Genomic DNA, 22,153 nt, shown 5'->3' on the forward strand with positions numbered 1-22,153 from the left:
GGTGGATCTAGAAAGGCTTTTATCGAAACGGAGAGAGTGCTTATCAAAGGCATAGTGGGGTTTCTTCATGAGAATGGTCGCCGTTTTATCCCTTCTGGTTCTTATGACGACCAGCCCTTCCTCCTGCGGAGGGGAGGCGGTGAATGTTGGTGGAGATTATGGAGCCTCATGGCTCAAGACCATCCCTCTCCAGGAGAGATTCAGCACCAGAGGCGATGAGGGCGGCCTCTGGACCTGGGGTGGGACGCCCCGATGGATGAATGTGGTCAATGGCACCCTGGAGCCGGGGATGGGAGGCGAAGAAGATGAACTCGATTATGCTGGCATAGGGTGGCTGGGGTCCTCGTTGGGGTCAGAGTTGACCCTCAACCAGAGCGATCATCCCGTCGCATTATCGAGCTTGAGCTTCCTTTACCCCTACTATTCGTTCGACCCCTGGGTTCTGGATGGGCCTCATGGGGGGGCGATAAGAGCCTCGGCAAGTTCTTACCGTTGAGGTGATGAGGTTTCTGAGGTGGACAAGGATTTGATCTGAATAAGAGATCGGTATCCTCTGTCATTGAATCCATTATATATAAATTGGGTGCTGGTCAGATGAGAATTCTCGCCATGGCCGATCTTCACGGGCGTTCTGAAGAGTTATCTGCTCTCCGGGGCGTAGAAGCCGATCTGATCGCCTTCTGCGGAGACCTCCACAACCTGGATCGGGGCGACGAGGCGAGGCGGGTGGCTGAAGCCCTGGCTGGGCTTGGCCCCCCTGTCCTGATCGTGCCTGGGAACATGGACCCCAAGGAGACTGCTCCCTCGGTGTGGAAGGCCGCCGGGCTGAGGATCGTCCATCGCCGCTCTCATCGGCACGGAGACTGCGGGTTCATCGGGTTTGGCGGCATGGTGATCCGCGATCCCATGCGGCTCCAGAGCCCGGCTCGATACTACCACACCGACGACGACATCTATCGATCGCTCACCCGCCTCTATGGGGATATATCCGATTGTCGCCGCAAGATCGTCCTCACCCACCAGCCGCCGAGGGGCTCCAGGGACCTCATCTACAGCGGCGAGAGGACCGGGTCTTTTGGCCTCCGCCGCTTCGTCGAAGAGCGCCACCCCGACCTTCTGATATGCGGCCACATCCACGAGGACCGGGGATACGGAGAGATCGGCCCCACCCGAGTCGTCAACGTCGGAGAGATGCGCCGGGGATATGCGGCAGTCATAGAGCTGGACGAGGGGATTGAGGTCGGATGGATAGAGCCTTGATGGGTGCCTGATCGAGTCACGGTAGCCCTTGGACCCTTTTAGAGGGCGTCTTGAGGCGAGGGGATGGACGCGAAAGGCTCTCCGCGGAAGGACTGCAGGTTCAGATGCCCCGACATTGGACCAGGATAGCGGCCGCCGATGCCGGAGTCTGGACGGCTCTACCTCCGGCTCACCGCCTTCCAAGGAGAGGCCTTGAATGCGGTTCCCGGATACTCGACCCCTGAGGCGGCCTCTTCGGTGATCAGCCGGTACTGTCTCTGGTTTCTGTTTCCGCGCCGCTCGAGGACCCCATCTTGATACATCCTCGAAAGGTATGTGGATACCGTGCTGAGCTTTATGTCGTCGACGATGATCTCATATCGGTCTTTGAGATCGTTCGACGAGAACCAAGAGTTTGGGAACTCATCCCTGACGAAGACCTCCAGCCTGTCGCGCAGGGTACGGCCATCGGCAGATCTCGGCAGGGCATCCGCTGGGAGATCATCCGGGGCCTCAAGAAAGACGCCGGCGGCGTCCAAAAAATCGATGATCTTCTCTCGAAGGATGGCCCCCTCAAATTCGTGAGTGGACCTCAAGCCCTTATCTTCGATCTCGATCTTGATCTTCATCTGACCATCCTTCGCCCAGAGAGGGCGCGAAGCTCGTAAAATCGTTGTATGAGCATCATAGATATTTTAGTTTGCGGTTGGACGCCTGAGCTTGGGGGGAGTTGCCGGCTTCCCCACCTTGGAGCCTGGAGGTGGTCGATGCCGTCCCCGGTTCCCGGGGATCTCTTTTTAGATTTGGATTCAATTTATTTATAAAGTAGGATCTATGGCCTCTTGCCTTCACCGGAGACGATTGGCCATCTTCAGATGCTCTTCCACCTCCAGGATCTCCCCGAGGGCCTCCTCGGTTTGACTTCACGAACCCTTCTACGCCGCCTATCCGTCAATACGGAGGAGTTGGACCGAGATTTCTTCGGCAAATTCGGTCCCGTACCGAAAAGCCCTTCCATCAAGTATGTGGCGGATCGGCGGCGGGGCTGGCCCGTCGAGTTACCTGGCCCCACCGCCCCCACCTCCAAATCCGCCCCCTCCACCGAATCCGCCTCCATCGCTGAATCCTCCACCGCTGAATCCGCTATCAGAGGCCGTGACCACCGGTGGATATGTCCTGGGGTAGAGATCACCAAAGTACCAGTTCATCTCGCTTGCCACGTGAACCTCGGGGATGATTACGTTGAGCTTTTCCATCGCCTCGGCTACCTTATCCCCGATCCCCAGGGCGGTGCCATAAACGAGCCATTCTTTCCAGATCTCCAGATCCTCGGGGGCGTACTTCTGGATGGTAGCAAAGTCGGATAGGTGACTTTTAAAGGAATCCCACTCCAGCTTCTCCCGGTAGTATCCCCCCTTCCACCTCCCAAAGAGGGCCGATGGGGCGATGAAAACCGGGATCATCTGCATAAAGATGATCAACCCCTTGAAGAGGATGGGCGACCAGAGGACGCCAAACAAAAATCTTATAAACAGAATAAAAATTACAAAAAATATAATGAATGGCGTGGCGTTTATTAGGTCTGAAATTTTGAGAGATCGAATCCATTTTTTTGGAGAGTTGATCAATCTTCGATGGGTCAGGGGTGATTTATTTAGGAATTCGTTTGAGGTCTCCTCATCAACGAGGTTCATCAGACGTTTCATCTCTTCATGAACTCTGGTCAGCTCCTTGGTGCGGCCCATCTCGGCCTCCCTCACCAATCTATCGATATGTATCTCGAATAAGATCGTGTTGAAGATGCCGTCTCTGGAGTGTCTTTTGAGGAAATCCAGCACCTGCTTCTCATATTTGTCACATTCTTCCTTATGATCTTTCGATATTCTTATCTTAAGCCCCTCCTCTTCGGTGCCCTGAGTTCTTTCTATTTCGATGACATTTCTAAGATAAAGATCCAAAAGCGTAGCATAAAAGCCGTTTGTATCGGCCTCGAAGACATCTCCGTTGAAGACCAGGTTCACCACCCAGGGCTTCCTCTTCTGGGGGAGATAGCTGAGGGTCTCGGGGACGACGACGAACTCTTCCCTGCCCCATCGGCGGTAGACCAGGTAAAGGATCGCGGGCAGGATGATGATGAAGATTGCCAATAGCCGGTCCAGCATCATGAAAAAATTGCCTGAGCTTTTCACGTTTGCAGATACGGTTTTATCCTCGATATCGGCGACGAATCTTGGAAAGCCCTCCATCATATTCAGGACTTCCGGCGAAAAGAGGATCTCCACCTCTAAGAGTTCATCTTCTTTGCTGCTTCCAGTCAGTAGCCAGACCTCCCCCTCTTGCCTCGTCTCCATGGGTGTATGAGGGAATATTCGACGGACGAGGCCGTCGGGGTCGTGAATGGCTATTGTAACCGCTTTGTATGGGATGTGCTCGTCGGCCAGCTTCAGGTTAAGATGAGCGTATTCTTCGTCATATTCCAGAGGCGGCCGGATCTTGAAGAGGTAACTTATCTCATAGCTCCCTGCCGAGAACCTTTCCGGCCGGTAGCAACCCGCCTCGTTCTGGAATGCGAGAGATTGGATCTCAGAGGCGGCGTCATAATTTCCATTCAGTATCTCGACATGGCCCTTAAAGTCTTTGATGTAGGCGATGGTTCCAGGAGGGGGGTCTATTGCCAGAAGTTCCACGCGAGACCTGTTGATCTGCTCCTGGGTGAGCGGGACCTTCCAAGGCCGGTAAAGCATCCTGTATTGGCCCGATCTCCGGATCTGGTAGAGGTACTTCTCCATCAGAGTGCCATTAAGGTACAGATCTGCTCTATACTCCTCTACATAGATCTCTCCTCCAATCGAAACGGATGGCTTCGATGGCTTTGAATCGAGATCCAGGATGCCATCTCCAAAGCAGCCGGTGAAAAATAGGCCGACGATCCCAATTATAAAGACCGATGAGATCAGGGCCAGAATTTGCCTCTCTTCCCTCAATCCCAGCCCACCTCCGGCCTCTTAGGACCCTCTTCCTCGGTGGTGAGGTAGCCCAGCCGCCTCAGCTCGTCCTCCTCGAAGTTGAGGTAGTCCATCCTTCCGAATTTCACCAAATACGTCACATACTTTGAGGGGAATGAATCCAGGATCGTATTGAAGTTCTGGACTATGTTATTGTAGGTGTACCTGTGGCGTGAGATCTCATCTTCCACGCCTTTTATGGCGTCCATGGTCATCATCACCGTCTCGGAGGTCCTCAGCTGGGGATAGCCCTCGGCAACCGCCACCAGGTTCCCGAAGACCCCCTTGCTCTCTCCCTCGATCCTCGTAAGCTCAATAGGATCTGCACTCGCCACCCGGGATCTCATCCCGGAGATCCTCTCCAGGACCTCCCGCTCGAATCGTGCGTAGCTCTTGACGGAATCGACGAGCTGCTCGATCATATCCAGCCGCTTTTTCATGGCCACTCTCATCTGCGATAGGGTCGCCTCAGCACCGTGGCGGAGCCTCTGAAGCCTATTGTAGATGGAGATGAAATAGACTGCCGATGATAGCAGGAGGAGGAAGGCCGTCAGAATGGCAGCCGATCCATGAAGCTGGATTTCCATAGCCTCTTATGAAGGCGAGATATATGTTAAAGTTTTTGGCTCAACCTCCAGGATCTTTGAGATATGATGGCCTTATCGAAGGGGCTTATCAGCCCCGATCCCATGGCCGTAGGCAGCAACCCCTCGAGGATCGCGAGTTAAAAAAGTGCGGGGGAAGGGATTCGAACCCTTGAACTCCTGCGAGAATAGATCTTGAGTCTATCACCGTTGACCTGGCTTGGTTACCCCCGCCCTATTCGAAGTGAGTGACGCAGGTCCAGTGGTAGTATCCGAGGACGCCCGTCCCCGTCACCTCGTCGTACTCCTCCAGCAGGCGACCGCAGATCGCGCACCTCTCCCCCTCGGAGACCTCGATCTCCGAGTCGTCGCAGATCACCACCACGGCCATGACCGGATATAGCGTCTCCAGTTTTAAAGGTTTTGCCGCCGTATCTCCCTTCTTCCCCCCGGGAGGTCTTTTTGGGGGGCGAAGGGGAGGGGGGGAGGTCGCCGGAGGTCCACGCCGGTCGCCGGCCTCGAAGATTCTGATCCGAGGCCATAGACGCCTCCAGTCCCCCCGGGGGGCGATCATCCCGGATCGATAGATACATAACGGCCTTCGGGGATGGTATCCCATAGAACGAGGTGTCCATCGTTGAAAATAATCGGTCTTGAAGACCAGGAGGTCGAGGCCAGCCTCCGGAGCGCCGGCCTGGGCCTATCGGTTCCAGAGGCGCGCTCCGTCGCCGAGGCGCTGGGGAGGGACCCCACCATCCCGGAGCTCTTCAACTACGATACCATGTGGAGCGAGCACTGCTCCTACAAGAGCAGCCGCGCCACCCTGAACGAGTTCCTCTGCACCTCCGGCCCCAACGTCGTCCAGGGTCCGGAAGAGGACGCCGGGATCGTGGCCATCGACGACGAGTGGTGCGTCGTCATCGCCCACGAGAGCCACAACCACCCGAGCCAGATCCTGCCCAACGAAGGCGCCGCCACCGGGATCGGCGGCATAGTGAGAGACGTCAACTGCATGGGCGCCAAAGTCGTCGCCACTGCCGACCCCCTCCGGTTCGGCGACCCCTTCGGCGAGGATAAAAACCACGTCCGCTGGGTCGCCGAGGGGGTCGTCGACGGGATCTGGCAGTACGGAAACGCCCTGGGGGTCCCCATCATGGCCGGAGACGTCGTCTTCGATGACAGCTTCGACACCAACTGTCTCGTCAACGTCGTCGCCATCGGGGTAGTGCGACGGGGCGAGATCATCAAGAGCCGGGCCCCTGCGGGCGCGGGAGAGAAAGGCTACGACGTCATCGTCGTCGGAAAGCCCACCGACTCCAGCGGCTTTGGCGGCGTCACCTTCGCCTCCGAGGAGCTGCGGGAGGAGGACGAGGAGGCGAACCGGGGGGCGATCCAGATCCCCGACCCCTTCCTCAAGAACGTCCTCTTCAAGGCGAACGAGGCCTTGTTCAAGCTGACCCGGGAGGAGGGGATCACCATCGGCTTCAAGGACCTGGGGGGCGGCGGGTTCACCTGCGCCTCCTCGGAGATGGGGGCGAGCGCCGGGTACGGGATGGACCTCGACCTGGACCTGCTCCACAAGGTGAGCGACGACCTTCCCCCCGAGGTCGTCGCCTGCGCCGAGACCCAGGAGAGGTTCATGCTCATCTGCCCGCCGGAGCTGACGGAGCGGGCCCTCAAGATCTACAACGAGAACTGGGACCTCCCGAACGTCTACGAGGGGGCGAGGGCCTCCGTCGTCGGGAAGGTGACGACGAACGGCAGGTACATCACCCGTTACCGGGGCGAGGTGACCTGCGATGTCCCGATCCAGCACCTTACGGGGGGGATCCGCTACCAGAGGGAGGAGCGGCCCCGGATGACGAGCTTCGAGGAGCCGGAGGTCGCCCCTCCTGAGGACCTGACCGACGCCCTCCTGAAGGTCCTGGCATCGCCGAACGTCTCCTCCAGGGAGCACATCTATCGGTACTACGACACCGAGGTCCAGGGGAACTCGGTGATCAGGCCCGGGGAGGCGGACGCCGGCCTCATAGCCCCCGTCCGGGGCAAGAAGTTCGGGATCGCCCTATCGGTGGACGCAAACCCCTTTTACGGGAGGATCAGCCCCTACTGGGCGGGGGCGACGGCCGTCGCCGAGGCGATGAGGAACGTCGCCGCCATCGGCGCCACCCCCGCCACCCTCACCGACTGCCTCAACTTCGGAAACCCCGAGAAGCCCGAGGCCTTCTGGGAGTTCAGGGAGTGCGTCCGGGGCCTCGCCGACGCCGCGAAGGCCCTCTGGCTGAAGGGGTACGAGGATACCCCCGTCCCTATCGTCTCCGGGAACGTCAGCTTCTACAACGAGTCCCCCGAGGGGACGGTCGACCCCTCGCCGATCATCGCCTGCGTCGGCCTCATCGACGACGTCAGGGACGCCGTCACCATGGACCTGAAGAGGGCCGGTGACTCGATCTACCTTCTCGGGCCCCGGTTCGACGAGCTGGGGGGGTCCGAGTACTATCGGACGGTCTGGGGAGCTGCGGGCAGGAATGTGCCGGTGGTCAGGTTCGACCTGGAGAGGAGCATGATCTACGCCGTCATCGACTCGATAGCCGAAAAAACCGTCGTCGCCGCCCACGACATATCCAACGGCGGCCTTGCGGCCACCGCCGCCGAGATGGCCCTGGTGGGGAGGGGAGACCTGGGCATCGATCTGGACCTCGACGCCGCCGGATCGGACCTCCCCGCCGACCGGCTCGTATTCAGCGAGTCCTCGGGCTTCCTTTTGGAATGCAAGGCCGGGTCCGAGGAGGATCTGGAGCGGATTCTGAAGGGATGCGGCCTTGAGATCATCCGCCTCGGGAAGGTGACCGACTCGCCGGAGCTGGTCATGACCCACCGGGGGAAGACCGTGGTCAGGATGGACCTGATGGAGGCGAAGAAGGCCTGGACCGGAGGCCTCGGGGAGGCGATGAGATGAAGATAGCCGTCGTCCAGTTCCCGGGGACGAACTGCGAGCACGAGACCCTCGTAGCCGCGAAGAGCGCTGGCCTTTCCGGGGAGATCTTCCGGTGGAACAGGCCGGCAGAGGAGCTATCCGGCTTCGACGGGTACATTATCCCTGGAGGATTCTCCTATCAGGACAGGCTCCGGGCCGGGGCTATCGCCTCGAAGGAGCCGGTGATGGACGCCCTCCGGGAGGAGGCGGAGAGGGGCAAGCCGATCATCGGGATATGCAACGGCTTTCAGATCCTGGTGGAGGCGGGGCTCCTTCCGGGCCTCGGAGGCATAGACGCCGCCCTAGCCTCTAACGTGATGGTCTCGAAGGGGGAGATCGTGAGGCGCGGATTCTACTGCGCCTGGACGACGCTGCGGCACGAGGCGCCGCCGAAGAGGTGCAGCGGGAGCTTCCTCCTGGAGGTGGGGGAGCTCGTCCGGATGCCCCTCGCCCACGCCGAGGGGAACCTCGTCACCGTCGACCCGGACCTGATGGCGAGGCTGAACGAGGACCACCAGGTGGTATTCCGGTACTGCAATGAGGCGGGGGAGGTGGACCCCGAGTATCCCGTCAACATCAATGGGAGCCTCGAGAACGTCGCTGGGATCTGCAACCCCGAGGGGAACGTCCTGGGGATGATGCCCCACCCCGAGAGGTCGTCCTTCGCCTGGCAGCTCCCGCCGGCCGATCCGGCGAAGAGCGTCGGGGATATGGAGGCCCCCGGACCCGGGAGGAGGATATTCGAGTCGATGAAGCGGTACATAGAGGTGAGGAGATGAAGATAAACCTCAGGGTCTGGCTGAAGATCCCCGACGCCGAGGCCGCCACCGTCAAAAACACCCTCCGCCGGAGGATGGGCTACGAGGGCGTTCTTACGGACCTCCGCCGGGAGAGGCTCTGGTCGATCGAGGTCGACGACGGAGTCGATGACCCGATGGACCTTGCGCGGCGGCTGGCCAGGGATCTCGTCAACGAGAACAAGGAGAGCTATCGGGCCTCCGTCGGCGCCGTAACCTTCGAGGGGGGGTACGTCCCCGTCAGGGTGGGGCTACACATCGAGGACGGCGAGGCGGTCTCCGCCCTGAAGAGGCTCCGGGACCGGCTCGGCTTCGAGATGGTGAGGGGGGTGGAGAGGTCCGTCGTCTGGAAGCTGGCCCTCAGCTCCCCCAACCCCCGGAGGACGGCGGAGGAGATCGCCGAGGGGCTCCTGATAAACCCTCACAAGGACTTTTATGAGATCATGACGTGAAGGGAGGCGTATGACCTCCTACATCCAGCATCCTCTGCTGAAGGAGAAGGCGGTGGAGAGGCGGCTCTTCCAGCTGGAGCTTGCGGCCTCCGCCCTCCAGGCCTCGACCCTGGTGGTCCTGCCGACGGGTCTGGGAAAGACCGTCGTCGCCTTGATGGTCCTCATCGCCAGGCTAAACCGGGGCAAAGTCCTCTTCCTCGCCCCGACGAAGCCCCTGGTGGAGCAGCACGCCTCATTTCTTGAGAACGTCCTCGCCGACAGCACCATCGTCGCCTCCTTCACTGGCGAGATTTTGCCGGAGAGGCGAAAGGAGATGTGGGAGGAGGCTAAGATCGTCGTATCGACCCCCCAGGTGATCGAAAACGACCTATTATCCCGGAGGATATCCCTCCGGGACGTCTCCTGCATCATCTTCGACGAGGCCCACCGGGCCGTCGGAAACTACGCCTACGTCTATATAGCGGAGCGGTACGGTCGAGAGGGAACCGATCGGCTCGTCCTCGGGATCACGGCGAGCCCCGGGAGCAGCCTCGAGCGGATCGAGGAGGTCTGCGGAAACATCGGCGCGACGAGGATTGAGACCAAGACCGAGGCGGACCCCGACGTCTCCCCCTTCGTCCACCAGCGGGAGATCGAGGTCGTCAAGGTGGCGGTCCCCCCGGAGATCCAGAGGGTCCGGTCCCTCCTGGAGGAGGTCCTGGAGGAGCGGGGCGAGGCCCTCGACCGCCTCGGCGGGTCCGATGGCCTCCGGATGCCGAAGAGGATGGACCGGACCTCGAAGAAGGAGCTTCTAGACCTGCAGAAGAGGCTCCGGGGCCTTATTGCAAAGAACCCGTCGCCTAGCCTCTACCAGGCGGTCTCGGTCCTGGCGGAGGTCCTGAAGCTGAAGCACGCCGTCGAGCTCGCCGAGACGCAAGGGGTCGACTCCCTCGGCCGGTACCTGGAGAGGCTCGCCTCGGAGGCGGAGTCGAGGGGGGGGAGCAAGGCCGCGAAGAGGATCATGGAGGACCCGAGGGTGGAGGAGGCGGTCGGGGACCTCGCCAGGATGGACGTCGACCATCCGAAGCTCCGGGCCGTTCTGGAGCTGGTGAAGGAGCAGCTCACCGCCAAGGCCGACTCGAGGATCATGGTCTTCACCAACTACCGGGACACCGCCAGCTCCGTCCTCGACTACCTGAGGGAGGCGGGAGATGAGATCATAAGGCCCGTGCGGTTCGTCGGCCAGTCGAGCCGGGCCTCCGACGAGGGGCTGAGCCAGAGGAGGCAGGCGGAGATCCTCCAGAAGTTCCGGGAGGGCGCCTACAACGTCCTGATCGCCACCTCCGTCGGGGAGGAGGGGATCGACATCCCGGCGACGGACCTGGTCCTCTTCTACGAGCCGGTCCCCAGCGAGATCAGGTCGATCCAGAGGAAGGGTAGGACCGGTCGGGCGAGGGCCGGCCGGGTCGTGGTCCTCGTAGCCCGGGGGACGAGGGACGAGGCGTACCGCTGGATCAGCGACAGGAAGGAGAAGAGCATGCGCCAGCAGATCCGGGAGATGAGCTGGCCGGACCGGCGGGACCTGGGATCGGCGGCCGGGGCCGGGGGAGGAGAGGGCCATGGCCTCTCCTCCGGCCCCCGGGTCGGAAGGCAGCTCGTCATCGGCGAGGTGGGGCCAGGGCCGGGGGGGGAGCCCGGAGGGCCCGGCGAGTCCAGGCCCTTGGGCCCCCCCGACCTCTTCGGCCTCTCCGAGGAGGCCTCCGCCCTCGTCATCGTCGACCCGAGGGAGAGGAGCCTCGCCCGGATGCTGGAGTCGATGGGGGTGGGGGTGACCCTGCGGGTCCTGGAGGTGGGAGACTACGTCGTCAGCGACCGGGTCGGGATCGAGAGGAAGACCGCGGACGACTTCGTCGACTCCCTCGTCGGCGCGGAGAGGAACATCTTCGCCCAGCTGAAGGACCTCGCCCGGTCCTACGAGAGGCCTATCCTGATCCTGGAGGGGCGAGACCTCTACGCTCGGCAGGTCCACCCGAACGCCATCCGGGGCGCTCTCGCCTCCATAGCCGTCGACTTCGGCGTCGCCATCATCCCGACGGCGGACGAGGATGAGACCGTCTCGGTGATCGCCGCCATCGCCCGGCGGGAGCAGCACGCCGGGGGCGGCGCCCCCCACGCCCACGGCAAGAAGACCCACCGGACTCTGAAGGAGCAGCAGGAGTACCTGGTCTCCTCGATCCCAGGGGTCGGAAATGCAGTGGCAAAGAACCTCCTCCGCCACTTCGGGTCCGTGGAGCGGGTCTTCGCCGCCTCGGCGGAGGAGCTGAAGGAGGTGGAGCTGGTGGGGCCGAAGACCGCAGAAAGGATCCGGGAGCTGGTGGGCGGGGAGTACAAGGGGTGAAAAGAGTGCAGATTTTTGTTTACGAATTATAAGCAATTTTTTATGAGTCGTAAGGATGTCATCTATGCAGAAGCAAAAAAGGGTCTAAGTTTCCTATCGTGGCAATTCGCTCTTACATCAGGCCATATAAGCCAATGGTTCAATTATATTATTTTTCTTAATTGAGGGTTACTTTTTCTAAATTCAGCAAATATTATAAGTATTAAAATCAACCAACAAAGAACTCCAAATATGTACTCTCTCGGCGCTGAGACGATGAGATTACTTACGGTCGCAATTATATATCTAGGAAGAGAAAGAAATGCAAAAATTAATGCAAATACAGGGATAGCTTTCGTCCAATCCTTTTCATACCAATGATTAATGTGTATTGTGAAAACTTGTTTATCCAAATAGACAGTAGACGAGCTCTTAGATCTATATTTCAATAGTATATTTATATTTTGGTCTCCGGTTGGCGCATCACCTGAAATAACAAATTTTATACGAAATGGTGCATAATATCTCTCGCCTACATGGCCTTCTCCGACTAATTTCCCTTCAAAGCCAAATTTATTACTCCCATAATAAGATAAAACAATCTTATTTATATTTATATTGAATCTCGGCCCGATCTTTTCGCTGACCCAATGCAGATTCACAATCTGTCCAATATAATTTTCCTCATATTGCTCGACATGAATATCATATTTACGTTGAAAAAAATAAACCTCTTCATTTTTAATAATAGATGGTGGGATAGATACGAGAAGGCTGGCATAATCTATATTTCCATCGCCAGATATATATAGATCTATACTAAATTCGTCATATCGATTTACATGATAATCATTTGTCACATGAGCTAAAATTGAATATGAAGGTTCGCCTCTCTCAATTGTCATGTATAATCAATTCAAAGTTTTACTATAAGCTATTTTAAGTTTACCCTTAATAACGATACCTTATAAAGACCGTGGAAAGATTCTACCGAATCGAGGAAGATTCGGATGCATAAATACGCGATAGAGATCTTCTATAGCTCAGAGGACGAGGGCCACATCGCAATCCTTCAGGAGCTCCCCGGGCTCTTCCGCTCCCGGCGAGACCGAAGAGGAGGCCCTTAACGAAGTTCTGGTCGCCATCCAGCTCTGGCTGGAAACGGCGGAGAAGGAGGGGCGAGAGATTCCTTCGCCCCGGGGAAAAGCCCTCCTCGCCGAGCTGGGCGAGAGCCAGACGGCGGGCGTCTGAGCATTTGAGCGCTTCGTTCTTCTTCTTCTTCTTCTTCTTCTTCTTCTAACGGCCCGGATTCCTAACTGACAGATTCGAGTGGACAAATCCACCTCTGCGCGCCGGTCTGCGGGGGGTGGAACGACGAAGGGGCCTCTCAACTGCAAAAGGCCGGAGAAATTAAATTGAGCTGATAAAATAGATCTTGCGCCGCGTCCTGCGCCTTCTGGGGTTTTCCCCAGGTTCATGCGGACCGGATCCATACTACGCCCGTTACGGCGTGCATCTCTTTCGCGGATTCGGCCCTTCAGGCGCTCGCACTCACCGGCTCACCAAAGGCGCCTCCTGGCCTTTGCCGGCCCGTCACGAAAGGCGGCCGCATGCTCTGCCCATCGGGGCAGGCATCTTCTGCCAGGGGCCTGAGCCTGTGCTCACGCCACAGCACATCCGCACAGTACGCGGCAAGAGTTTCCTTTTGTCATCATTATCATATATAGATTACGGGCCATCGCCGGATAATTCATTCGATTAATTTTATATTTTAGCTTTTGGAGAATTTGGAGGCCTTCCTGGAGCGGGGCGGAGGTCCTGAAGAATACTTTCGCCTCCCATCCTCTAGACTTTACATCCTCCCGGACGATAGTTGAGTCCATGGAACTGGAACTACAGTCCCCCCTATCCCTCGCCCCCCACGCCTTCAACGTCCTCATCTCCCCCGAGGAGGTGCTGATCGCCTCCCTCAACGGCCAGGCGAGCCTCCAGCGGGTCCAGGTCCTCTACGTCTCCGGGAACAGCTCCCGAATCCTCGACAAGCTAAACCGCCGCTTCACCGAGCTGGACGTCCGGAGGGCCTTCACCGCCCACCAGCTCCTGACGATCCTGAAAGAGGCGTACCAGACCCTGATCATCTTCGAGCACGACCCGAGCCTCTTTGAGGACGGAGCCGATATGGCCGAGTACGTCGGCCAGGCTCTGAAGGAGGCCTCGGCCTCGGGCGGCTCGGCCGTCCTTCTGTACTCTCCATCGACCGATCGCCACCTCGACGAGATCTCCAAGTTCGCCGACCGGATCTTCGTCTTCAACGAGGTCCAGAAGTGCGTCTACAAGGGGGCATCAAAGAAAGTCAAGCCGGGTCCGAGGGGGCAGCGGACCCTGGAGGCGTTCTGATGGGCAGGACCTTCAGGAGCGTCCGGATGGGCTCCCAGGAGGTGGCAGACCGGTGGATGAAGGCCACCCGGACTCTGAGGAAGGAGGACCAGATCTACGGCCAAAGGCTCGCCGAGATGGCCAGGGTCCACTCCAGCGAGGGCTTCTGCGCCCTCGACGACCCCCTGGAAGCGGCGGCATTCTCCGTCCTCATAGAGCTCTTGAAGGCGCTCGACCCGGAGGGGGACGGGCCGCCGGGAGGGTTGAAGGGGGGGAAGAGCGTCGATAAGAGGGTCGACGATGGTGGTGTGAAGAAGCCAGATGTGGATCTTTGACTGCTATCACCGGGGGTCTGTGGAGCTCTGGGACCGGGAAGGGTCCTCGCCGAAGCCCCTCGCCTTCAGGTACTCGGCCCCCTTTTACCTCCATCTCGAAGACCCCCACGCCCACTGGGAGATGATCGAGGGGCTGGAAACCAGGTTCAAGGTGGAGGAGTGCGCCTTTGAGACCGTCTACGGACCCCTCAGCGGGTACGAGATCTGGGCGGGAAGGGACGTCGCCGAGAAGATCGAAAAGCAGACCCGGCTCCAGGCCCATCTGTACAACGTCGACCTGAGGCCCGACCAGCGTTTCCTCGCCGAGAAGGGGCTCTTCCCCTGCGGAGGGGGGGAAGAGTCCCGGTTCGATCCGGACTTTGAGATACCCCTCACCCCTCTGACGATCGAGGTCCATGCGGACCCTCAGATTTCGAGGACGATGACCGAGATATCGGTCCAAAGCCTCCGCCGGGAGACGTCCCTCGCAGGATCAGAGCGGAAGGTTCTGGCGGAGCTCTTCGACCTGGTGAGGGTCATCGATCCTGACATCATCCTCTTCCCCGACTCCGATCAGTGGGTTCCGAGGATGGTAGCGAAGGCTGAGAGGTACGGCCTCGATCCGTCCCTCAGCAGGACCGGCGGGTTCAGGAAGATGGCCTCAAGGTCCTACTGGAGCTACGGGAGGGTGGAGCACAGGCACGGCGCCTCGATCCCGGAGGGGAGGATCCTCATCGACACCGAGAACAGCTTCACCTATCGGGAGGGCGGGATCGGAGGGGTGGTCCTGGCCTCCCGGCTCACGGGGCTTTCCCCGAACCTGACCTCCCGCTTCACCCCCGGCACCCTCATCTCCAACTACGAGGTCTACGAGGCCCTGAGGAGGGGGATCGCCGTCCCCTTCAGAAAGGACGATCCTGAGGGGCAGAGAAAGATCACCGAGCTGAAGGCGGCGGACAAGGGCGGCATGATATTCCAGCCCCGGCCCGGCGTCCACGAGAGGGCCTGCGAGCTGGACTTCACCTCCTTTTACCCGTCGATCATCGTGAACTACCACCTCTCCCCCGAGACGGTGGGCGGCTCCCGGCCGGTCGGTCCCGGGCCGGGCGGCTTCCGCGGCCCTGCGAGAAGGGGCTTTCTCTGCGAGGTGATCGAGCCGCTCCTGGAGCTGAGGCTAAAGACCAAGAGGCTGAAGAAGGCGGAGCCCCGGTACGGGGGGCTCGATTCGGCGCTGAAGTGGATGCTGGTCACCTGCTTCGGATACACCGGCTACAAGAACGCCAAGTTCGGCAGGATCGAGGTCCACGAGGCGATCACCCGCATCTCGAGAGATCTCCTCCTCCAGGCGAAGGAGATCGCCGAGGGGCTGGACCTGGAGGTCCTCCACGGGATCGTGGACTGCCTCTGGGTCAGAGGCGGCGACGTCCCTTCCGTCACTCTATTCAAGGAGAGGGTGGAGGCCGCCACCGGGATCGGGACCGAGCTGGACCCCTACGACTGGATCGTCTTTCTCCCCCTCGCCGACGGCTTCGGGGCCTACAACCGGTACTTCGGCCTGCTCTCCAGCGGCAGGCTGAAGCTCCGGGGCGTCGCGGCCCGGAGGAGGGACACCCCGGAGTACGTCCGGCGGATGCAGATGGAGGTCATCGAGAAGATGGGGGAGGCCCGGAATATCGATGAGCTGAGGCTGATCAAGCCCGAGGCTCTAAAGATCGCCAGGAGGTATCGTCAATGGCTGCCGAATGCCGACCCCTCGGAGCTGGTCGTCCGTCGGCGGATAAGCAAGCTCGGCCGCCAGAAGAGGTGCGCCCAGGCTTCGGCGATCGAGGCCTATCGGAGGAGGGGGGTGAAGGTCTCGCCGGGGATGGCCGTGGAGTACGTGGTGCGGGATGCGAGGAGGTGGGAGGTGGACGGCTACTGGGACGCCTCGGAGTTCGACCTCGACTACTATGGGATTCTCATAAAGAAGGCCTGGGAGGAGGCGGCCTTCGCCTTCAGGTTCATAGAGGATGGGCTGGGGCAGGGAGCGGGGGCGGGGGACGGGAGAAATGTTTAATAGCAGTCAGATCCCCAGGATACAAAAAAGGGATCTGGGTTAATAAGCCCCTTTGATGAACAGCTCAAACTCAAAGGCAATTCGATCCAGACGGATGGATAACGCCGTGCCCAACCCAGGGCACGGCAATGATAATAATCGATATGCACCATCGTGGAGGCCGACCGATAGAGCCTCCGCGAGCCCAATAACCTTCTTCTGGCGCGATCCCAGCTTCAATCTGAGGGGAGACGTTAAATTCTCGCCATCTGTCCGACGCCTACATCCCAATAAGATACAGCCAAAATATCCTGGTCTTTCCTGCCAAATTTCGCCTATTTTGATGATGTCAGAGTCTATTGCTATCGATGTGTGAGTATTCCTATTTACCATTGCCCATTCTTTAATTATCTCGGATCCGTCTCTTATTTTAGCTCGTTCTCCGCTCTTAATCGATTCTCGATCCTTTTCCTCGTTTTTCGTCGATAGCTACCGCTATTTTGAGACGATTTCAGCATTTTTAAGTGTACATAGCTGGTATAAGTCGAAAGCAAAGGCAGTGAATACCATTTTAACGTGAACTCTCGGGATCGTCGTTACCATTACATGCGCGCTTCGGAACACTCTTTTAATAACAGCAAACTGACGTTCGCCCGGAAATCTCAGTTTGCTAATCAAGCGGTTTCGCAGCTTATCGAGATCGCTTAGAGGATGACCCGCTGCTGCACGTTTCATTGTGAAGTCGTTTCCCTTAGCCTTCACACCGAAATATCCTTTGTCCCTGAGGACCACCTCTCCTTCAACCGATAGATCAACCCGACTATCGTGCACCGAAGCAGTTGTCGATTCGATGCTCCTTATCAGGCCGTAATCGATATCGACTTTAGAATGAAGTTTATAACCAAAATGGAGTTCCTCACCCTTCTTAGCCCAAGTTCCATCCCTGCTCCGACGAGTCCTAGCGGTCTCTCTTCTTGGTTTCTTTGAACCTCCTGGGTCGGCCTCTATAAACGTTGCATCCTGAATGGTTCCTCTTTTTACCTGAAGCCCTTTAAAATCGAGCTGTCTCTGGAGCTCTTCCCAAACGGACTCATCCTTTCCCGTCTGGGCCATCCGCTCGCGAAAAAGCCATATCGTCCTGGAATCGGGTATAGAATCAGGAAATCCTAAGAATTTCATAAAAGATATTCGATCCGAAATCTGCTTTTCAGTCTCGAGGTCGCTCAACCCGTACCACTGCTGGAGCAAAAGCACCTTGAGCATCAGGATAACATCAAAGTTCGGCCTTCCGCCTCGTTCGGTTTTATTATGATACATCTCTTCAAGAATTGGTCGAAATGGTTCCCACTCGATCAAGTTCGTTATCTTTGAAAGCCTATCGCCCAGCTTCTCTACGTTCTTGTAAGCTTCTCGAAGGCCCCAGGCAGTAAAAGAACTCATACACTATTCATGTATATATTAGTATATAATGTTTTCCATAGACATGCTAGGTTTTTAGGAATCCTCGCTCAAAGATTCTAACTCAACTTCAACTTCAAAAAGACTCAAAGCTCCAGAATTTACGGCTGAGGCCCATCTATCTACCGGAAGAAGTTGGACTCTGTCTTGCTCCAATGCTGCGATACATAACTCTATTTCAGATCTAATAATATTTTTATATTTTATTTTATCCTTATGATTGATATGTGACTGATATGCATAGTTAACTGCAAACGCGAGTATTACACCGAAAAAGGATCCTACCATGGGAGGAATCAATGTTTTAATTTGTAACCCAAAAATTATAGGACCTTGATCCAAAGGCGTTGATTGATTTAACATGTAGATATTCAGTATCGTATCGTTCGTTTCTGTCCCTCCGTTAGACTACCAGCTGGTTTAAACCCCATGGATTTTTCGTAATATGCCCCCTTTATAGAGGCCCCCTCATCCTCTCCTCCAGCTCCCGGAGCTGCACCTCCAGCCTCCGCTGGCCGATGGCGTTGGTGAGGTCGCCCCGGGTCCGGTCCAGGAGGGAGCGGGCGACGTCCCCCTTCCGCCGCATCCCCTTGGTGACGGCGTCGGGGTAGTCGAAGGACATCAACAGGTGGTAGATCTCCTCCATCGCCGCGAGGTGGACCTCCCCCTCCTCCGGCCTCCCCAAACGGATCAGGTCGAGGATGTGCCTCCTCAGCTCCCCGACGGCGTCGCCGAGCCCCGCCAAGTAGCTCGTCATCTCGACCCCCACCTCCCGGGGATGGGGGATCGTCCCCTCGGTGATGAGGGAGTAGACGATCCTCGCCTCGGCGTACTCCTGCTCCGCGCCGTCGACGAGGCCGGAGTAGCGGACGTCGGGATGCTCTTTCAGGAGGTTCAGGATAGAGGCTAGGTCCTCCCCCGCCCGGCCGGCGAGGTCGAGGGCCCGGTCGAGTTCCCCCCGGTGGACTGACCTGATGGCGGCGCCCGACGATCTGACCACCGCCCTCGTCAGGGCCAGCGCCTCCTCCCGGGCCCTGTCCTTCTCCTCGAGGTGGTGGGATATCTCCTCGGCCAGTTCGTCGGCCGTCGAAGGCGTCATGCGGAGCCCTCCAAAAAGGCCTTCAGGTTCCTCATGGACTGGGCCCCCTGGACGAGGGTCCGGGCCTCGGTGACGAACCTGCCCTCGTACCCCTCCAGGCCCTTCGCCACCCTCCGCCAGTTGACGTTACCGCTCTTGACCGGCAGGTGCTCGTCCCTCGCCCCCTTGTTGTCGTGGACGTGGACGTGGATCATCTTCTCCTTCAGGGCAAGAAACGAGTCGACGTTCCCGTTGGTGTTGGCGTGGCCGACGTCGAAGACGAACCCCAGGTTCTCCCGCCGGACGTTCTCGAGGATCCCCTGGATCTCCTCGGGGGTCCTTCCAAGCATCGACTCGATCTTCAGCATATTCTCGACGGCGATCCTCATCCCGAACTCTGCGGCGTGGTCGCAGATCTCCTGCAACCCCAGAATGTTCTGCTCCCAGGCCCGGTCAGGCATCTGCTTTCCCAGGGGCGAGAGGTAGCCGGGATGGACGACGGCGAGGCCGCAGAACTCGGAGGCGAAGCTGATGCACTCCTTCATCTGCCGGAGGGTCTCCTCCCAGATCGGCTGGTTCATGCTGGCGAGGTTGAGGTCGGAGTAGGGTAGGTGGATGGTGATGACGAGGTCGGTCGTCTCGACGATCTCCCGGGCGAGGGGTATGGTCTCGGCCGTCAGCCTCTGCCTTCCCTCGTTGACGATCTCCCAGCCTGAGTACCCGAGATCCTCCAGCTGGTAGGCCCAGTCGAAGGGCTGATCGACGAGGGCGCTGGAGGAGAAGCTAAACATGATCCCCATCCTCCAGCTCGATCTCCTCGATGGGCTTCCCGTCGACGGTCCGGGGGGCGAGCCAGTCTATGAGGGAGGGCCCCCCCCTGATCTCGACGTGGATCGATCCGAGGGGCTCCTCCTCCGGCGGAAAATTTATCCTCCCCACGGTGGCCGCCTGCTTATTCAGCCTGAACTGGACGGCGTCTGCGACCACTCCCTGGAGCATCACCGACCTCGCGGTATCCAGGATCCTCTGCTCCCTCAGGAGGCGGTGGAAGGCGGCAAGGCTGGCCGCGCCCCCCCTCCCGCTGATGAAGCCCCCTTCGGCATCGACCTCGATCCCCGGAAATAGGGCCTCCAGGGCCCCGGCCACCTTCTCGGGGCTCTCGGTGGGCCTGACGGCCGCCCTCAGCGACACCTCGATCATCTTTATGGGGTCTTTCGTCCTGGTATTTTAGAGTTGGGTAGGCTGAGGGGAGGCGGGGGTCAGCGGCTGCTCGTCCTGAACCGCAGGATCGCCGCGATGCCGCCGAAGGCCCGGAGGAGCTGGGCCCCCTCCTCGAAGTCGGTGGATATGATCTTGACGGAGCTTCCGCTCTCCTCCGCCATTCGGGAGAGGTCGGATATGATGTCCACCTCGTCGGCTAGGGCGAGCTGAGACCCGCACCTCAGACAGGTCCCCGGAGGCGGGCTGTTCGACGATCGCGTGGCATCTTCGGAGAAGTCGCAGCTGGCGTTGGTGCAGACGATCCGGGCCCTCGTCTTCCGGAGGTCCTCGGAGAGGAGGAGGGTGTCCACCGCCCCCATCGTCAGGTTCTCCCGGACCTCCTTCTCCCCGTAGGAGGCGAGGCCCTTATCGCTCACCAGCTCCTTCATGAACCTCCTCATGACCAGCTTCTCCTGGGTCAGCTCCAGGTCGAGGAGCCGCTCCTGGGCCGCCTCCACCAGCTCGTAGAGCCCCGACTCGTCGGTGTAGGTGACGTCCAGGGCCTCCAGGATCCTCTGCTGGAGCTCGTGGTGGAGGAAGGCGCCGTCGACGAACTCCTCCTTCGTCGGGGACGGCCCTCCGATCAGGATCCCCTCCAGGTCTTTTCTGTCGATGGAGAGGAACGCCTCGGTGGCGCTGTCTCCGATCCTCTTGTAGAATTCGTGGATCGCGATCAGCCTCAGCTGCTGGAACCTGTGGCTGCTCTGCCCGCCCTTCCTCTGCTTTCCGGGGACCGAGGAGGTGAGGTGCTTTATGGCCTCCACCTGCTTTCCCCGGAGGGTCCCGATCGTCGCCTCCCTCCGGTCGAGGACGATGAGGCCGAAGGTCTTCTTGTCGGCGAGCATATCCTCCAGGGGGGTTAGGAGGAACGATGAGTCGCAGTGGTACCGGTAGGTGACGATCGGCTCCGGAGGCTCCAGGACCCGGCTGTACATGTCGGTCTTGTTTCCGCCGATGTCGACGGCCCCGACGAAGATGGCGACGCCGTTGGGAGGGGCCTTTGGGATCAGCCGGAGCCTTGCCATCACCGACTCGAGGGCGCTCTGGACGTTCGTCCGGGTGAGCTTGGACTTGATGTTGGACGCCTGGCCGTGCTCGTCCCGGAGCTGGGCTGTGACGTCCGATATCTGCTTGTCGGGGGGGATGTAGAGCGAGATCAGCTCTGTTCCCCTACCGCTCTTGCTCCTCAGGTCTTCGAGCAGCCGTTTGAATTCGTACTTCTCTTGGGCGGTAAACTCCATCTGGCATCTCCTCAAAAGGGCCCGGTATTTGGGGGGGATACTGTAGCCGCCATCCGACGGCCGTTTCAGAGGCAAGACGTGGACGGGGCTTATGTAGGTTTCGCCATACCTGCGCCCGATAGGCGCCGTCGACCTCAAAAGAGCCCCCGATTGAATCGAGGCTGCCGCCGATTTCTCTCCCGGGGAGAAGTCCTATAACTTCAGAGGATCTTCCTGCCGAACATGAATGGTAAGATCGCGGTGATCGGAGGAACGGGGTTTGAGGTCGGGGGCGAGCCTTCCCTCATCGATACCCCCTACGGCCGGCTGATGGCGGCGGCGACGGAGCTTTGCGGCCGGGAGGTCCTCTTCATCCCGCGCCACGGCGAGGCCCACCTCCCACCCCACCGGGTGAACTACCGGGCCCTCCTCTGGGCGGCAAGGGCCTCCGGGGCGGTCCGGGTCGTCTCCACCAACACTGTGGGGTCGATGGCCTGGCACCCCGTAGGAAGCCTCGTCATCCCCACCGACTTCGTCGATTTCACCAAATCGAGGCCCTCGACCTTCTTCGAGGAAGAGGCGGTCCACGTCGATCTGACTGCGCCCTACTGCCCCGAGGTTAGGCGGGCCCTGGCGGCGGGGGCGGAGGCGGCCGGCGCTCTCGTCTCCGACGGGATATACGTCTGCACCGAGGGGCCCCACCTGGAGAGCCCGGCTCAGATCAGGATGCTCCGGCAGTTTGGCGACGTCGTCGGCATGACCGGCTACCCCGAGGTCGTCCTAGCCCGGGAGCTGGAGCTATGTTACGCCTCGATCTGCATCGTAACAAACCCCGCCGCCGGGATGAGGAAAGATTCGATGTCTGCGGCGGAGATCAGAACCGAGATGGCGATATCCGCCCGGCTTCTGAGGGAGGTCATAGAGGCTGCCATAACGATGATCCCCGAGGAGAGGGGCTGCTCCTGCGGTCGGGCCCTCGCCGAGGCGAGGCTATGACCCTCC

The 22,153-nt window shown here is 59.3% G+C and carries 21 protein-coding genes and 1 tRNA gene; 10 read left to right on the forward strand and 12 right to left on the reverse strand.

The genetic code is table 11. The features are described 5' to 3' along the window. The first annotated feature begins 67 nt into the window (after positions 1-67). Together MHAR_RS08010 and MHAR_RS08015 are read left to right on the forward strand one after the other, a co-directional pair. Positions 68-496 (forward strand): hypothetical protein, encoded by a 429-nt coding sequence (locus MHAR_RS08010; RefSeq protein WP_048144518.1) that lies wholly within the window; start codon positions 68-70, stop codon positions 494-496. A 98-nt stretch (positions 497-594) separates the two neighbouring features. Beyond that, positions 595-1,260 carry a metallophosphoesterase family protein gene (locus tag MHAR_RS08015; RefSeq protein WP_143763351.1) on the forward strand — a complete coding sequence of 222 codons (666 nt, stop codon included), beginning with the start codon at positions 595-597 and terminating at the stop codon, positions 1,258-1,260. Between the two features lie 158 nt (positions 1,261-1,418). Here the strand turns inward: MHAR_RS08015 and MHAR_RS08020 are convergent, their stop codons facing one another. The 5 genes from MHAR_RS08020 to MHAR_RS13740 all read right to left on the reverse strand — a co-directional run bounded on the left by MHAR_RS08020 (position 1,419) and on the right by MHAR_RS13740 (position 5,219). Then, positions 1,419-1,868 carry a hypothetical protein gene (locus MHAR_RS08020; protein ID WP_014587114.1) on the reverse strand — a complete coding sequence of 150 codons (450 nt, stop codon included), beginning with the start codon at positions 1,866-1,868 and terminating at the stop codon, positions 1,419-1,421. 429 nt (positions 1,869-2,297) lie between these two features. Next, complete coding sequence (locus MHAR_RS08025) at positions 2,298-4,223, reverse strand: DUF2207 domain-containing protein (RefSeq protein ID WP_014587115.1); 1,926 nt, start codon at positions 4,221-4,223, stop codon at positions 2,298-2,300. Then, positions 4,220-4,831 (reverse strand): LemA family protein, encoded by a 612-nt coding sequence (locus tag MHAR_RS08030; protein ID WP_014587116.1) that lies wholly within the window; start codon positions 4,829-4,831, stop codon positions 4,220-4,222. The genes MHAR_RS08025 and MHAR_RS08030 overlap by 4 nt, the downstream gene beginning before the upstream one ends. Positions 4,832-4,977: 146 nt before the next feature. Next, positions 4,978-5,062: transfer RNA gene (locus MHAR_RS08035), tRNA-Leu, on the reverse strand. Position 5,063: 1 nt separating this feature from the next. Further along, a complete protein-coding gene (locus MHAR_RS13740) occupies positions 5,064-5,219 on the reverse strand; it encodes a hypothetical protein (protein WP_187287796.1) in 156 nt (51 codons plus the stop codon). A 246-nt stretch (positions 5,220-5,465) separates the two neighbouring features. Between MHAR_RS13740 and purL the strand changes: the two genes are divergently transcribed. From purL to MHAR_RS08055, 4 genes are read left to right on the forward strand one after another with little or no spacing between them, the layout of a single operon-like run. Beyond that, positions 5,466-7,787, forward strand: coding sequence for a phosphoribosylformylglycinamidine synthase subunit PurL (gene purL, locus MHAR_RS08040; RefSeq protein WP_014587118.1), 2,322 nt, complete (start codon positions 5,466-5,468; stop codon positions 7,785-7,787). Next, positions 7,784-8,584: a phosphoribosylformylglycinamidine synthase I gene (purQ, locus tag MHAR_RS08045; RefSeq protein WP_014587119.1), complete on the forward strand. Its 801-nt coding sequence runs from the start codon at positions 7,784-7,786 to the stop codon at positions 8,582-8,584. Before purL ends, purQ begins: the two co-directional genes overlap by 4 nt. Then, positions 8,581-9,054: a hypothetical protein gene (locus MHAR_RS08050; RefSeq protein ID WP_014587120.1), complete on the forward strand. Its 474-nt coding sequence runs from the start codon at positions 8,581-8,583 to the stop codon at positions 9,052-9,054. The genes purQ and MHAR_RS08050 overlap by 4 nt, the downstream gene beginning before the upstream one ends. Before the next feature lie 10 nt (positions 9,055-9,064). Further along, positions 9,065-11,431 carry a DEAD/DEAH box helicase gene (locus MHAR_RS08055; protein ID WP_014587121.1) on the forward strand — a complete coding sequence of 789 codons (2,367 nt, stop codon included), beginning with the start codon at positions 9,065-9,067 and terminating at the stop codon, positions 11,429-11,431. A 143-nt stretch (positions 11,432-11,574) separates the two neighbouring features. On the opposite strand, the gene MHAR_RS13435 is transcribed toward MHAR_RS08055, so the two are convergent. Continuing rightward, the gene (locus tag MHAR_RS13435) at positions 11,575-12,315 is read right to left on the reverse strand and encodes a hypothetical protein (RefSeq protein ID WP_143763352.1); all 741 of its coding nucleotides are present in this window, start codon (positions 12,313-12,315) and stop codon (positions 11,575-11,577) included. Between the two features lie 976 nt (positions 12,316-13,291). Here MHAR_RS13435 and MHAR_RS08070 point away from each other — a divergent pair. The 3 genes from MHAR_RS08070 to MHAR_RS08080 are packed head-to-tail and all read left to right on the forward strand — an operon-like array spanning position 13,292 to position 16,156. Beyond that, entirely contained in the window at positions 13,292-13,807 is a 516-nt protein-coding gene (locus MHAR_RS08070) for a hypothetical protein (RefSeq protein ID WP_014587123.1), read from the forward strand. After that, positions 13,807-14,121 (forward strand): hypothetical protein, encoded by a 315-nt coding sequence (locus MHAR_RS08075; protein ID WP_014587124.1) that lies wholly within the window; start codon positions 13,807-13,809, stop codon positions 14,119-14,121. Before MHAR_RS08070 ends, MHAR_RS08075 begins: the two co-directional genes overlap by 1 nt. Further along, complete coding sequence (locus MHAR_RS08080; protein WP_014587125.1) at positions 14,108-16,156, forward strand: type B DNA-directed DNA polymerase; 2,049 nt, start codon at positions 14,108-14,110, stop codon at positions 16,154-16,156. Before MHAR_RS08075 ends, MHAR_RS08080 begins: the two co-directional genes overlap by 14 nt. A 474-nt stretch (positions 16,157-16,630) precedes the next feature. Here MHAR_RS08080 and MHAR_RS08090 read toward each other — a convergent pair whose 3' ends face one another. The 6 genes from MHAR_RS08090 to prf1 all read right to left on the reverse strand — a co-directional run bounded on the left by MHAR_RS08090 (position 16,631) and on the right by prf1 (position 21,172). Next, positions 16,631-17,575, reverse strand: a complete 945-nt coding sequence (locus MHAR_RS08090) for an IS5 family transposase (RefSeq protein ID WP_014586696.1) — start codon at positions 17,573-17,575, stop codon at positions 16,631-16,633. A gap of 54 nt (positions 17,576-17,629) precedes the next feature. Beyond that, the gene (locus MHAR_RS13440) at positions 17,630-17,881 is read right to left on the reverse strand and encodes a hypothetical protein (protein WP_143763353.1); all 252 of its coding nucleotides are present in this window, start codon (positions 17,879-17,881) and stop codon (positions 17,630-17,632) included. A 166-nt stretch (positions 17,882-18,047) separates the two neighbouring features. Then, the gene (locus MHAR_RS08095) at positions 18,048-18,692 is read right to left on the reverse strand and encodes a translin family protein (RefSeq protein ID WP_014587127.1); all 645 of its coding nucleotides are present in this window, start codon (positions 18,690-18,692) and stop codon (positions 18,048-18,050) included. Further along, entirely contained in the window at positions 18,689-19,462 is a 774-nt protein-coding gene (locus tag MHAR_RS08100) for a sugar phosphate isomerase/epimerase family protein (RefSeq protein ID WP_014587128.1), read from the reverse strand. Before MHAR_RS08100 ends, MHAR_RS08095 begins: the two co-directional genes overlap by 4 nt. Then, a complete protein-coding gene (locus MHAR_RS08105) occupies positions 19,455-19,871 on the reverse strand; it encodes an RNA-binding domain-containing protein (RefSeq protein WP_014587129.1) in 417 nt (138 codons plus the stop codon). Before MHAR_RS08105 ends, MHAR_RS08100 begins: the two co-directional genes overlap by 8 nt. A gap of 59 nt (positions 19,872-19,930) precedes the next feature. Next, on the reverse strand, positions 19,931-21,172 hold the full coding sequence (gene prf1 / locus MHAR_RS08110) for a peptide chain release factor aRF-1 (RefSeq protein WP_014587130.1): 1,242 nt from the start codon (positions 21,170-21,172) through the stop codon (positions 19,931-19,933). Between the two features lie 222 nt (positions 21,173-21,394). On the opposite strand from prf1, the gene MHAR_RS08115 reads away from it, so the two are divergent. Then, positions 21,395-22,147, forward strand: a complete 753-nt coding sequence (locus MHAR_RS08115) for an MTAP family purine nucleoside phosphorylase (protein ID WP_048144523.1) — start codon at positions 21,395-21,397, stop codon at positions 22,145-22,147. Positions 22,148-22,153 lie beyond the last annotated feature (6 nt).

Source organism: Methanothrix harundinacea 6Ac (genome assembly GCF_000235565.1).
Lineage (GTDB): Archaea > Halobacteriota > Methanosarcinia > Methanotrichales > Methanotrichaceae > Methanocrinis > Methanocrinis harundinaceus.